At 65.9% G+C, this 12,435-nt stretch carries 12 protein-coding genes; 4 read left to right on the plus strand and 8 right to left on the minus strand.

Annotated elements, in window-relative coordinates:
- Window positions 1-5: 5 nt before the first annotated feature.
- From sucD to SCLO_RS08165, 5 genes are all read right to left on the minus strand, one after another.
- Entirely contained in the window at window positions 6-890 is an 885-nt protein-coding gene (gene sucD, locus SCLO_RS08145) for a succinate--CoA ligase subunit alpha (RefSeq protein ID WP_066516607.1), read from the minus strand.
- Between the two features lie 102 nt (window positions 891-992).
- Window positions 993-1,955 (minus strand): malate dehydrogenase, encoded by a 963-nt coding sequence (mdh, locus tag SCLO_RS08150; RefSeq protein WP_066516608.1) that lies wholly within the window; start codon window positions 1,953-1,955, stop codon window positions 993-995.
- A 278-nt stretch (window positions 1,956-2,233) separates the two neighbouring features.
- Window positions 2,234-3,346 (minus strand): cell division protein ZapE, encoded by a 1,113-nt coding sequence (zapE, locus tag SCLO_RS08155; protein ID WP_066516609.1) that lies wholly within the window; start codon window positions 3,344-3,346, stop codon window positions 2,234-2,236.
- A complete protein-coding gene (locus tag SCLO_RS08160) occupies window positions 3,343-3,801 on the minus strand; it encodes a PaaI family thioesterase (protein ID WP_231923390.1) in 459 nt (152 codons plus the stop codon). Before SCLO_RS08160 ends, zapE begins: the two co-directional genes overlap by 4 nt.
- 5 nt (window positions 3,802-3,806) lie before the next feature.
- Window positions 3,807-4,595, minus strand: a complete 789-nt coding sequence (locus tag SCLO_RS08165; RefSeq protein ID WP_066516613.1) for a succinate dehydrogenase iron-sulfur subunit — start codon at window positions 4,593-4,595, stop codon at window positions 3,807-3,809.
- A gap of 166 nt (window positions 4,596-4,761) precedes the next feature.
- Between SCLO_RS08165 and SCLO_RS08170 the strand changes: the two genes are divergently transcribed.
- Genes SCLO_RS08170 through SCLO_RS08180 form a run of 3 tightly spaced genes read left to right on the plus strand, consistent with a single transcriptional unit; the run spans window position 4,762 to window position 7,444 of the window.
- On the plus strand, window positions 4,762-5,904 hold the full coding sequence (locus tag SCLO_RS08170; protein WP_066516614.1) for a hypothetical protein: 1,143 nt from the start codon (window positions 4,762-4,764) through the stop codon (window positions 5,902-5,904).
- On the plus strand, window positions 5,901-7,013 hold the full coding sequence (locus tag SCLO_RS08175; protein WP_066516615.1) for a CDP-alcohol phosphatidyltransferase family protein: 1,113 nt from the start codon (window positions 5,901-5,903) through the stop codon (window positions 7,011-7,013). Before SCLO_RS08170 ends, SCLO_RS08175 begins: the two co-directional genes overlap by 4 nt.
- Window positions 7,010-7,444, plus strand: coding sequence for an HIT family protein (locus tag SCLO_RS08180; protein WP_066516617.1), 435 nt, complete (start codon window positions 7,010-7,012; stop codon window positions 7,442-7,444). The genes SCLO_RS08175 and SCLO_RS08180 overlap by 4 nt, the downstream gene beginning before the upstream one ends.
- 93 nt (window positions 7,445-7,537) lie before the next feature.
- Here the strand turns inward: SCLO_RS08180 and SCLO_RS08185 are convergent, their stop codons facing one another.
- A complete protein-coding gene (locus SCLO_RS08185) occupies window positions 7,538-8,302 on the minus strand; it encodes a phosphocholine cytidylyltransferase family protein (RefSeq protein WP_066516618.1) in 765 nt (254 codons plus the stop codon).
- Window positions 8,303-8,534: 232 nt separating this feature from the next.
- Between SCLO_RS08185 and SCLO_RS08190 the strand changes: the two genes are divergently transcribed.
- The gene (locus SCLO_RS08190) at window positions 8,535-9,863 is read left to right on the plus strand and encodes a lipopolysaccharide biosynthesis protein (RefSeq protein WP_066516619.1); all 1,329 of its coding nucleotides are present in this window, start codon (window positions 8,535-8,537) and stop codon (window positions 9,861-9,863) included.
- 4 nt (window positions 9,864-9,867) lie between these two features.
- Here SCLO_RS08190 and SCLO_RS08195 read toward each other — a convergent pair whose 3' ends face one another.
- Both SCLO_RS08195 and SCLO_RS08200 read right to left on the minus strand, forming a co-directional pair.
- Window positions 9,868-10,656, minus strand: a complete 789-nt coding sequence (locus SCLO_RS08195; RefSeq protein WP_066516620.1) for a nucleotidyltransferase family protein — start codon at window positions 10,654-10,656, stop codon at window positions 9,868-9,870.
- Window positions 10,657-10,697: 41 nt separating this feature from the next.
- Entirely contained in the window at window positions 10,698-12,230 is a 1,533-nt protein-coding gene (locus tag SCLO_RS08200; protein WP_066516624.1) for a M23 family metallopeptidase, read from the minus strand.
- Between the last annotated feature and the right edge of the window lie 205 nt (window positions 12,231-12,435).

Here is a 12,435-nt window from a genome sequence, read left to right on the forward strand (position 1 = left end):
CGAGATTAGCCCTTCAGCACTTCCAGCAGGGTCGTGCCGAGTTCGGAGGGGCTGGCGGCGACCTTGATGCCGGCCGCTTCCATCGCCGCGATCTTGCTTTCCGCGTCGCCCTTGCCGCCCGACACGATCGCGCCGGCATGGCCCATGCGGCGGCCCGGAGGCGCGGTGCGGCCCGCGATGAAGCCGGCCATCGGCTTCCTGCGGCCCTTCTTCGCCTCGTCGATCAGGAACTGCGCGGCCTGTTCTTCCGCGTCGCCACCGATCTCGCCGATCATGATGATCGATTCGGTCGCGTCATCGGCCAGGAACAGTTCCAGCACGTCGATGAAGTTGGTGCCGTTGACCGGATCGCCGCCGATGCCGACCGCCGTGGTCTGGCCCAGGCCCGCGTTCGTGGTCTGGAACACCGCCTCATAGGTCAGCGTGCCGGAACGCGACACGACGCCGACGCTGCCCTGCTTGAAGATGCTGCCGGGCATGATGCCGATCTTGCACTCATTGGGGGTCAGGACGCCGGGACAGTTCGGGCCGATCAGGCGCGACTTGCTGCCCGACAGGGCGCGCTTCACCTTCACCATGTCCAGCACCGGAATGCCTTCGGTGATGCAGACGATCAGCGGAATTTCCGCGTCGATGGCTTCCAGGATCGAATCGGCCGCGAATGGCGGCGGCACATAGATGACCGACGCGTCCGCGCCGGTCTTCGCCTTCGCTTCGGCCACGGTATCGTAATTGGGCAGGCCGATATGGGTCGTTCCGCCCTTGCCGGGAGTCACCCCCGCAACCATCTGCGTGCCGTAGGCCAGCGCCTGTTCAGTGTGGAAAGTGCCCGTGGCACCCGTCATCCCCTGGGTGATGACCTTGGTGTTCTTGTTCACCAGAATGGACATGAAAGCCCCTTCATCGTCTCAATGGCGTGGCATTTGGGGTGAGCGGCCCGTTCAGGATGCCGACTTGCCTGAAACGGGCCGGTGCAGGTCTTGGAGAGGCGATCAGGCCAGAGAATTGTCGATGCCCTTGCAGGCCACCAGCAGTTCCTTGACGGCGTCGACCGACACCTGGAGGTTCGCCTTGGCCGCGGCGTCCAGTTCGATCTCGACGACTTGCTCCACGCCGTCCTTGCCGATGATGACCGGCACGCCGACGTAAAGATTGTCGACGCCATATTGGCCGGTCAGATGCGCTGCGCAGGGCAGCAGGCGCTTCTGGTCATAAAGATAGGCCTCGGCCATCGCGATGCCGCTGGTGGCGGGCGCGTAGAAGGCGGAGCCGGTCTTCAAGAGGCCGACGATCTCGCCGCCGCCCGAGCGGGTGCGCTGGACGATGGCGTCGATGCGCTCCTGGGTGGAACGGCCCATCTTGATGAGGTCGGGAATCGGGATGCCCGCGACGGTCGAATATTCGACGACGGGAACCATGGTGTCGCCGTGACCGCCCAGGACGAAGCTGTTCACTTCCTTCACCGACACCTGGAATTCCTCGGCGAGGAAGTGGCTGAAGCGCGCGGAGTCGAGCACGCCCGCCATGCCGACCACCTTGTTGTGCGGCAGGCCGGAAAATTCGCGCAGCGCCCACACCATCGCGTCGAGCGGGTTGGTGATGCAGATGACGAAGGCATTGGGAGCGTTGGCCTTGATGCCCTCGCCCACGGCCTTCATGACCTTGAGGTTGATGCCCAGCAGGTCGTCGCGGCTCATGCCCGGCTTGCGAGCGACGCCGGCGGTGACGATGATGACGTCGGCGTCCTTGATGTCGGCATAGTCGTTCGTGCCGGTGATCTTCGCATCGAAGCCTTCGACCGGACCGCATTGCGACAGGTCCAGCGCCTTGCCCTGGGGCACGCCTTCGACCACGTCGAACAGGACGATGTCGCCCAGGCCCTTGAGGGCCGCCAGATGCGCGAGCGTGCCGCCGATATTGCCAGCGCCGATGAGCGCGATCTTGTTACGGGCCATATGCAATCATCCTCCAAGCTCGAAATATTGGAATTGCGGCCCGCTTAGGCCGATATGGTAAAGGTTTCAACCTGCCAGAAGGATGCCATGCAATTTATCTTTGCAATTCATTCGCAATTTCATTAGAGAGGTGTCCGCCTTTGTTGCTCACGCGCTCCTACCCTGGCGTCTGACCCATTCCCGCAAAGGCCACCTGCCGGATACCTCCCTTTTGCGGGAGGTATCCGGGCTATTTTATGACAATGGGGAAGAAAAGCGCCCGTTCAAGGCGCCTGCGGCTATTTGGAGCCGTGGCCCAGCGCCAGATAATCGTCCGACTGCATTTCCATGAGCCGGGACACGGTGCGCTCGAACTCGAAGGCGCCGTCCCCTTCGGGATACAGCCGCGCAGGCTCGGCATCGGCGGAAGCCAGGAGCTTCACCTTATATTCGTAGAGCGAGTCGATCAGCGTCACGAAGCGGGCGGCCTCATTCCGTTTTTCCGGGCCGAGCACCGGGATGCCCACGAGGATGACCGTGTGATATTTGCGCGCGATCGCCAGATAGTCGGGCGCGCCGCGCGCCTCCGCGCAAAGCCGCTTGAAGGAGAAGACCGCGACGCCCTTCAAGCTCTTGGGCACATGGAGCGTCCGGCCGCCCTGGACGGGAATATCCTCCGCCGGGACGTTGGCGCGGTCCTCGGGCGGGTAATCGGTCAGGCGGAAGAACGCCTTGCTGAGCGCCGCCGTCGCTTCCGGCCCGTTGGGGGAATGCCACAGCGTGGAATCTCCCAGCCGGTCGAGCCGGTAATCGGTCGGCCCGTTCAGCGTCATCACGTCCAGCCGATCCTTGATCAGATCGATGAAGGGCAGGAAGAGCTGGCGGTTGAGGCCGTTCTTGTAGAGGTCGTCCGGCGCGCGGTTGGAGGTGGTGACGATGGTGACGCGCTTGTCCAGCAACCCCGTGAACAGGCGCGACATGATCGCCGCGTCCGCCATGTTGTTGACGACCATCTCGTCGAAGCAGAGCAGCCGCGCTTCCTCCGCCAGCGATTCCACCACCGGCGGGATGGGATCGCCCGTTTCCGACTTGCGCGCCTCGGCCAGCCGCGCATGGACATCGAGCATGAATTCGTGGAAATGCGCGCGCTTCTTGCGCTGGATCTGCACGGCGTCGAAGAACAGGTCCATCAGCATGGACTTGCCGCGCCCCACGCCGCCCCACATGTAAAGGCCACGGGGCGGCTCCGGCGCCTTGCGCAGCAATTTCCAGAGCGTCGAGCCACGGGGCGGGGCCGCCTCCAGTTCCTTCTGCAACCGGTCGAGCCGGTGCGCGGCGGCTTCCTGATCCGGGTCGGCACGCAGTTCCCCGCCCGCCACCAGGGACACGTAGCGGTCGATGACTCCCGTCATTTCGGCGTGGACGCCTTCCGGATCGTCGCGGTGGAAGCGGCAATCAGATGGCCCTCCTGCTCCATTGTCAGCCGCATGAAGAACAAGCGCCCGGTTTCGCGCAGCAGTTCGACTTCCGTCCGGATAAGGGGGCCGATGCCGCCCGATCCGCAGAATTGCATCGCCAGGTCCACCGTCACGGCGGACATCTGTTCGGGCCGCCCCATGGCGGCAAGGCCCGCGAAATAGGCATGATCGGCAAAAGCCGCCAGAAAGCCGCCATGCAGCATACCCATGCGATTGGCGTGGCCCGGCAAGGTTTCCAGCATGACCGTCGCCTTGCCCGCCGCATCGCCACGGAAATGGGACCGGCCGATCGGTTCCAGGAAAGTGCCCTCTATCGGGTCCGCCCAGCCATACCATCCCGCCCATGGCCCATCCGCCACGGGCACCATCCTGCCGGGACGCTCCGCCACGCCGGTCAGAGCTGCCTTTCGACCATCATCTTCTTCGTCTCCGCGATCGCCTTGGCGGGGCTGAGCCCCTTGGGGCACACATTCGCGCAGTTCATGATGGTGTGGCAGCGATAGAGGCGGAAGGGGTCTTCCAGTTCATCCAGACGCTCCCCGGTATATTCGTCGCGGCTGTCGGCCAGCCAGCGATAGGCTTGGAGCAGGATCGCCGGGCCGAGGAACTTGTCGCTGTTCCACCAGTAGCTGGGGCAGCTGGTCGAGCAGCAGGCGCACAGGATGCATTCGTAAAGGCCGTCCAGCTTCTCGCGGTCCTTGGGCGACTGGAGCCGCTCCTTGCCGCTGGGCGGGGGGCTGACGGTTTGCAGCCACGGCTTGATCGAATTATACTGCGCGTAGAAATGGGTGAAGTCGGGAACCAGATCCTTGATGACGTCCATGTGCGGCAGCGGCGTGATCCGCACTTCCTTGCCCGCGCATTCGTCGATGGCGGTGGTGCAGGCCAGACCGTTCTTGCCGTTCATGTTCATCGAGCAGGAACCGCAAATGCCTTCGCGGCAGGACCGGCGGAAGGTCAGCGACGAATCATATTCGTTCTTGATCTTCAGCAGCGCGTCCAGAACCATCGGCCCGCAATTGTCGAGATCGATCTCGAACGTGTCGTAGCGGGGGTTCTCGCCCGAGTCCGGGTCGTAGCGATAGACCTTGAAGCTCTTGACGTTGGTCGCCCCGTCCGGCGCCCGATGCACTACGCCCTTGCCAGTGATCCTGCTGTTCTTGGGCAACGCAAATTCGGCCATCGCTTTATCAGTCCTGCTAGTCCGGTGTCCCGCCCCTCAACAATATAGGGGCCGCTTAGTCAAGCCGCCTGACGGAGAGAATGTCGCGCGAGACCCCGATTCACATGCATCTGGCATTCCGGGCCCGCCCGTGCCAAGAGGCCGTTACCCCTTAGAGCCGGTCACCATGCAGATTCTTTTCCTGTTCATCGGCGAGCCCCATCAAGTCTTTCACGCCCTGCCTATCGCCGCGGAAATGGCGGATATGGGCGTGACGCCCCGGATCGCCGTCGCCAGCCCGGCCCATCTGAGGATGGTGGAAAAGGTTGCGGGCGCCTATCCCGGCTTTTCACCACCGGTCGCGATATGCGGCCAGCACGGCCCGGCACAATGGCTGCGCCGCCTGCATGTCAGCCGGCATCCGCGCCTGCCGATGTTGTGGGGCGCGCTGCCCTTCCTGCGGCAGTTCGACGCCATCGTGGTGCCGGAACGAACCACCACGGCCATCCGCCATTGCCTGCCGCGCAGGACGCGCCTTGTCTTCACGCCCCATGGCGCGGGCGACCGGGCGATCATGCTGGACCCGCGCGACCGGCATTTCGATTTCGTGCTGGTGGCCGGGGAAAAGAGCGAGCAACGCTTGCTGGAGGCCCGGACGATCCGGCCCGGCCACTATGCCGTCAACGGCTATGTGAAGCTGGACCTGATGACGCGGATGCAGCGGAACCGCGCTCCGCTGTTCGACAACGGCCGGCCGACGGTCCTCTATGCACCGCATTTCCGCCGCTCGCTTTCCTCATGGGACAGGTTCGGGCGCGACATCATCCGATGGTTCGCCGGGCAGGACCGCTATAATCTGGTGGTGGCGCCGCATGTCCGGCTTTTCGCCGACGCCCGGCAGGAAGAGGTCGACGCGGTGTCGCAGCTGGCGGTTCCGGGCAAGATCCTGATCGACCTGCAATCCGACCGGCTGTTCGACATGAGCTATACCGCGGGAGCGGACATCTATCTGGGCGACGTCAGCAGCCAGGTATACGAGTTCCTCGCCACGCCGAGGCCCTGCCTGTTCCTCAACGCCCATGGCGTCGACTGGCGGGACGATCCCGATTATCTGTTCTGGACGCTGGGCGATGTGCTGGACGAGCTGTCCGGCCTGCCGTCGGCGCTCGATCACGCAGCGGAGCGCCATCCCCTCTATGCCGAAGCGCAAAGGCGGCGGCTCGCCGAATCCGTCGGCGGCGATCCACGGGGCGCGGCCCGGCGCGGGGCGGAAGCGATCCTGCGCTTCCTTGCAAAGAGCGGCCGAGGCGATAAGAGCGGGGTATCATGAGCGACGCGCCTTCCCCCCTGCCTGCCCTTTGCCTGATCGGCGAAAATGCCACGCGCCTGTGGGGCATGACCAATGCGGAGCGCCTGCGCCGCCTCGCCCGGGCGGAAGGATTGCCCGAAGACGCCGAAGCCGAAGCCGGGGAGCGGCTTTACGTCAACCTCGCCTATGTATTCGACCCGGTGTGGCTGCGGCATATCCGCACGCAGCCGGGAACGGTGGTGACGGATGGCGGCGAACTGGTGCTGGCGCATCTGACGGGCGGGATGACGCCCGGCGATCTGGAGCGGCATCGCGGCGCGCTGACCTTCATCGAATATCGCGACGATCCGCAAATCTACAATCGCCAGCTTCGCAAGCTCGACTGCCCCTTCATCCAGCGGCTGACCCCCGCGACCCGGCGGGAGATCGAGCGGAAGAGCTATTTCGGCGCCTATAAGGGCGTGACCGACCTGCTGACCAAATATCTCTGGCCCGAACTGGCGCTGGGACTGACCCGGATCGCCGCTTCGCTGGGCATGACGCCGAACATGGTGACGGGCATCGGCGCGGCGATGTGCCTGTGGGCGACCTACCTCTTCTCGCAGGGGCTTTACTGGAGCGGGATGCTGGCCGGGTTCGCCTTCATGGTGCTGGACACGGTGGACGGGAAGCTGGCGCGGTGCACGGTCACATCGTCCAAATGGGGCAATGTGTTCGACCATGGCGTCGACCTGATCCATCCGCCCTTCTGGTGGTATTTCTGGGGCGTGGGACTTTCCGCATGGGGGCTCGCCTTGTCTCCGCGAGCCTTTGCGCTGGTCATGGCGGCGGTGATTGCGGGCTATGTGCTCCAGCGGCTGATCGAAGGGATGTTCATCAAGGATTTCGGCATGGACATCCATGTGTGGCGCCCCTTCGACAGCCGGTTCCGGCTGATCACCGCGCGGCGCAATCCGAACATGGTGATCCTGTTCGTCGCCACGATCTTCGGGCGTCCCGACATCGGGCTGATCGCTTTGGCATGGTGGACGGTGATTTCATTGATCGTCCATGCCGTGCGGCTGATGCAGGCCTATGGCGTGAAGCGGTCGGGACGGCCGATCGTCAGTTGGATGGAAGCGAAACCATGAACGAAACCATCAGGAGATTCGGGTTTCCGCAGACGCTTGTAGGAGATTTCCAACATTGGGTCGTGCTGCTGCGGCCCGCGCAGCCGACGCTGGGGTCGCTGGTGCTGGCGGCGAAGGGCGAGGCGACGGCCTTTGGCGACCTGCCCGCCGAGGCGCATGCGGAACTGGCGGCGGTGACGAAGGCGCTGGAAGCCGCGCTGCGGCAGGCGGTGGGTTATGCGAAGATCAATTACCTGATGCTGATGATGGTCGACCCGCATGTGCATTTCCACGTCATCCCGCGCTATGAGGGCGCGCGCGAGCAGGCGGGGATCAGCATTGCCGATGCGGGATGGCCGGGGCAGCCGGACCTTGGCAGCGCGGTCAAGCCGACGGCGGAACAGCGGGATGCGCTGGTGGCGTGGCTGAAGGGCTATTTTGGCGCGGGCTGATGGGAAGAAACGGGCGGTTTGCGGATTTCCAACATGCGCCGCCTTACGGGCTGATTCTGGCCAAAAGCGGTCAGACCGGGTGAACGCGATCCGTTACTTCGCGTAGCGCCCCTCCGCCGCCCAGCGGGCGGTCAGGGCATCCGCGGCCTCCACATCCTGCGGGAAGTCGACTTCCTGCCAGTCCAGCCCCTCGATGGAGACGGTGCCGACGCGGTTGCCCTTGGCGATGATGTCGATCGCGCGCAGATACCAGCGCTCGACGCCTTCGGGCGTCCGCATCATCTGGTCGATCTGGTTGCGGAAGATCGCCGGCCCCTCCCCCGTGAAGGCCAGCATCCCGATGGATTCAGCATTGGTGTCGGGCGGCAGCAGGCGCTTGCCGATGGCATGAAGGCGGCCGCTGGCGTCGCGGTTCACCTTCATGTCGTCGTCGTCATAGTCGGGCTTCACGTCGACGGTGACGGTGATCGCATCCTGCGCGCCCGCGATCAGCTTCGCGACGATCTCGTCCGAGACGATGGTGTCGCCGTTCAGGATGATGAAGTCGCGATCCATCTCCTCCCGCGCGATCCAGCAGGTGCCCAGATTGTCGGCGACCTGGAAGAAGGGATTGAAAAGCGTCCGCACCCGCACGCCCGTGTCGCGGTAAAGCTGAAGCGCGTGATCCTCGACCCGTTCGGTGCGGAAGCCGGTGACGACCACGATGTCGCTGATCCCGTTCGCGGCCAGCGCGGCCACCTGCCAGCCGATGAGGGTCCGGCCGTTGAAATCGATCATGCATTTGGGGATGTCGCGGGTCAGGGGAAGAAGACGCGAACCCTGGCCGGCCGACAGGATGATGGCTTTGCTGATGCTCATGCGCGCTGCTTTAGAACATCGCGCGGGAAAGTGGGAACGGGTTTTTGCGCACAGGCCGCTTTGGCGGAAAATGGCCGGGGCGCACGGGGGCGAGCGATGGCCGACAGGTCGGGGTTGAGGATGGACGAACTTTCCGTCGTCGCCGGACTTCATCCCCATTTGCCCAACGCCGCCCGACCGCCTAGACAGGCGCGCGTCGAGTGACGAGGTTCCAGCGAAAGGCCGGGCACGGGTGAAGAGGAAGAGCGGATCGGGCGGGGCCAGCGACGGCTTTGCGCGCATCCTGGCGAATACCGGCTGGCTGCTGGGCGGCAAGGGCGTGGGCGCGGTGCTGAGCCTGGCCTATCTCGCCATCGTCACGCGGACGCTGGGGGTCGCGGATTTCGGCCGCTTCGCGCTGGTGCTGAGCGCCGCCAACGTCATCAAGACGCTGGTCAGCTTCGATAGCTGGCAGATCGTCGTGCGCTACGGCCAGCCGCATCTGGCGGCGGGGAATAGCGACGCGCTCAATCGCGTGCTGCGCTTCTGCATCCTGATCGACCTGGCGTCGGCGGTGGCGGGCGGCGTGATCGCGGGCGGGATCATCCTGGCCTTCGGGTCGCTGATGGAATTGTCGGCGGAGATGGGATGGCAGGCATGGCTATTCTGCATGGTGATGATGATCACCATCCGGTCCAGCCCCATGGGCATATTGCGCCTGTTCGACCGTTTCGACGCCAGCGCGCTCGCCGAAACCATGATCCCGGTGGGGCGGATGATCGGCGCGGGGATCGCCCTGGCGCTGATGCCGACGATCACCGGCTTCCTGATCGCATGGGCGGCGGCGGAATTGCTGTGCGCGGCGGCTTACTGGATGCTGGCGCTGCGCGAGGGGAGCGACCGGATCGGGCGGTGGCGCGCGGGGCGGGCGCTGGATGCGCGGCATGAGAATCCCGGCATCGTCGGCTTCCTGACGGCGACCAACCTGCAAACCACGCTGTCGTCGGTGGGGCAGCAGGTGGCGGTGCTGATCGTCGGCCTGTTCGTGGGGCCGACGGGCGCGGGCCTCTATCGCCTCGCCAACCAGCTCGCCAATTCGCTGACGAAGATTTCCAGCCTGTTGTCACGCAGCATCTTCGTGGAACTGACGCGCACCCAGTCGAGCCATGGGACGGATGCGCTGCGGACGCTGTTCCGGCGGACCAACCGGCTGGCGCTGATCGCCGGGGCTGTCATCATCGCGCTGATCCTGACGATCGGCCATCCGTTGCTGGGCCTGATCGCGGGCAAGGCGTTCCTGCCCGCCTATCCGCTGCTGCTGATGCTGGGGATCGCGGCCTGCGTCGACCTGGTGGGCGTGAGCTATCGCCCGCTGCTGATGGCGACGGACCGGGCGAGCCTGTCGCTGCGGATCACCTTCATCGCGACGGCGCTGCTGCTGGGTTTGCAGGCGGCGCTGCTGCCGCTTTACGGGACCGTGGGGGCGGCGGCGGCGAATATCGTCGCGGCCTTCGCCGCTTTCCTGATGATGGGACTGGCGAGCCGCAAGGCGGTGGAGCCGCAGGACGCGGCGCGGACCTGACCCTTCAGCGCGGGCGGGCCAGGATGGATTCGATCAGGGCCACATCCTCCGCCTTGTCGGCGTCGATGCAGGCTTCGGCCCTGTCCATGGCGACGAGGCGCGCGACGAGGCCGAAGCGGCGGCCGATGCGGGCGATGCCGCCGCGCAGGGTAAGCATGCGCAAGGCCGCGCCGATCAGGGCAAAGGGGCCGAAGGCGGTCAGGATCTTCCAGCCTTTCTTGCGGTCCTGCTCCACATCCTGCCAGAGGGCGATGACGGGACGCGCCTTCGCGCTGCCGAACCAGAAGATGTTCGCGCCCGACCACCAGCCGTCGCGGAACTTGAGCCATGTGCGGCGGGATGCGGGATAGCGGGCGAGCAGCGTGGCGCGCTCCACCATGGCGACGGCGATGTCCGCGCCGGTCGCCTGCGCGATGAACCGGTCGAGCATGGCGGCGTCGAGCAGCACATGGTCGGCGGTCGTCATCAGCAGCGGATAAGGCAGGTCGGCGCGGTCCATCAGCGACAGGAGGGAGGCGGCGATGCCGAAGCCGCTCGTCTCGAAGACGATCTTCGGATGCTCGGCCAGCCATGCCGTCGCGGGATTGTCGGCATAAAGCCGGGGCGACTGGGTGAGGATCAGGACGCGGGCGATGGCGGGATGCCCGACCAGCGCGCGGGCGGGATAGTCGATCATCGGGACGCCCGCGACAGGAACCAGCGGCTTGGCCGCGACGCCCGCCGCCTGCGCGAGCGGATCGGGGATGGGACGCACTCCGGCGAGCAGGATGGCGGTGACGGTCGGGGCGGTCATGCCGGTGCGTTAGCGCAAGCGCGGCGCGCGCGCCAAGCGGCTTATGTGCCGGCGGCGGCGGCGATCGGCGCTTTTTGCGCGAAACTTTCGCGGAGGCCCGGACGCAGGCCCTTGATCTGGGCCAGGCGGGCGCGGAAATTGGCGAGGTCGCGGCCCGCAAGCTGGGCGGTGGTGGTGAAGGTCACCGAAAGCGGATTGACGGTCCGGCCATTGCGGTAAAGCTCATAATGAAGGTGCGGGCCGGTCGAGAGGCCCGTGGACCCGACATAGCCGATCACCTGCCCGCGCCGCACCCGCTGGCCCGACACGGCAGCGATGCGGCTCATATGCGCATAGCCGGTGGCGAGGCCGCCGCCATGCTCCAGCCGCACATAATTGCCATGGCCGCCATGCCGCCCGGCATAGGATACCGTGCCGTCGGTCACGGCATAGATGGGCGAGCCGTAGCGCGCGGCGAAGTCCACGCCCGCATGCATCCGGGTATAGCCCAGGATCGGATGGCGGCGCTGGCCGTAGCCGGAGGAGATGCGCCCCGACACCGGCTGCGCCAGCACGCCGCGCCGTTCGCCGACGCCCGACGCCTCGAACCATTCGGTGCGGCCGCCGGTCGTCCATTTGAGCATGTCGATGGACTTGCCCCGCGCGCGCCTGAGGCCCGCATAGAGCAGGTCGCCCACCTCCACGTCGCCGGTTTCGGCGCGGCGAAATTCGGTCACGATGTCGTAGCGGTCGCCCGCGTGGATGGAGCCCAGGTCCATCTGTTGCGCGATGACGCGTAGGAACGCCTGCACCGCCTTGGGCGGCGCGCCCGCGGCGCGGGCGCTGTTGTAGACGCTGTCGCCCACCACGCCCTGGATGCGGAGCGGCGTGTCGTCGACGCGGATCGGGATGCGCTTTATCTGAAGCGCGCCGCCGATGCGGTTGATCTCCACCCCGAGGTCGAGGCGGGCGCGGAAGGCCAGATGGTCGAGCGGACGGGGCCGGTCGCGGCTGGCGCGGCGGCCAAGGATGATGTCGAGCCGGGTGCCCGCCTTGGCTCCACCCGTGAGGTCGCCCCCGACCAGCGCGTTGACCGTCGCCACGTCGCCGGCGCTGACGCCCGCGCGGGACAGGGCGCGGGAGAGCGTATCGCTGCCGCCGATCTGGGCATTGAGTTCGATCTGCGGGCGCTCGGGCGTCTGGCGGAGCGGCTGGACGGCATCGGTCGATCCCATGCGGTGCCCGCTGTCCGCGCCCAGCGCGAGCGGGGTGATCATCTGGCTGCGCACTTCGTCGAACTGCGGCTGCGTCATCAGCGGTCCGGGCGCGCCGGGCACGGGCTGGAAACCGGGAGAGAGATAAAGCGCCGTCGCGCAAAGGCCGAAACAGGTGGCGAGGCCGCGGAACCATGTGAGGCTGCCGACGCGCTGGCCAAGGTCGGGGACAAGCTCCACATCCTCCGCCCAGTCCCTGAGCCGGGCGCGCCAGTCGAGCGGGGCAGCGGCGCGACGGGATGCATGTTTCAGGGAGTCGGCGAGCCAAAGGGAGGCGGTCGCTCCCCCCTGTTGCGTTCCGAACGTATTTTCCTGAAACAAATCGCGTCCCCCCCGGGACTGTGCATCGCATCGCCAAAGGCAACGGCCCCCGCGCCGCGCCGAGGCCGCACTGTTGTGAACGCACAGGGTTAAAGTCAATTTAAGACGCCGGAATGACGGCCAAGCTTGCGGCCAGACGTGCAGCAGGCCGGACAGGCGATGGGAAAGCGGGGCGAAGTTTGCGCCGCCTGGCCAAAGTCCCTTG

Origin of the sequence: Sphingobium cloacae (genome assembly GCF_002355855.1) — a bacterium.
GTDB lineage: Bacteria > Pseudomonadota > Alphaproteobacteria > Sphingomonadales > Sphingomonadaceae > Sphingobium > Sphingobium cloacae.

What these genes read in the sequence shown, in the direction of transcription:
- sucD (WP_066516607.1), bottom strand. Translation starts at nt 890, where the DNA reads ATGTCCATTCTGGTGAACAAGAACACCAAGGTCATCACCCAGGGGATG.
- mdh (WP_066516608.1), bottom strand. Translation starts at nt 1,955, where the DNA reads ATGGCCCGTAACAAGATCGCGCTCATCGGCGCTGGCAATATCGGCGGC.
- zapE (WP_066516609.1), bottom strand. Translation starts at nt 3,346, where the DNA reads ATGACGGGAGTCATCGACCGCTACGTGTCCCTGGTGGCGGGCGGGGAA.
- SCLO_RS08165 (WP_066516613.1), bottom strand. Translation starts at nt 4,595, where the DNA reads ATGGCCGAATTTGCGTTGCCCAAGAACAGCAGGATCACTGGCAAGGGC.
- SCLO_RS08170 (WP_066516614.1), top strand. Translation starts at nt 4,762, where the DNA reads ATGCAGATTCTTTTCCTGTTCATCGGCGAGCCCCATCAAGTCTTTCAC.
- SCLO_RS08175 (WP_066516615.1), top strand. Translation starts at nt 5,901, where the DNA reads ATGAGCGACGCGCCTTCCCCCCTGCCTGCCCTTTGCCTGATCGGCGAA.
- SCLO_RS08180 (WP_066516617.1), top strand. Translation starts at nt 7,010, where the DNA reads ATGAACGAAACCATCAGGAGATTCGGGTTTCCGCAGACGCTTGTAGGA.
- SCLO_RS08185 (WP_066516618.1), bottom strand. Translation starts at nt 8,302, where the DNA reads ATGAGCATCAGCAAAGCCATCATCCTGTCGGCCGGCCAGGGTTCGCGT.
- SCLO_RS08195 (WP_066516620.1), bottom strand. Translation starts at nt 10,656, where the DNA reads ATGACCGCCCCGACCGTCACCGCCATCCTGCTCGCCGGAGTGCGTCCC.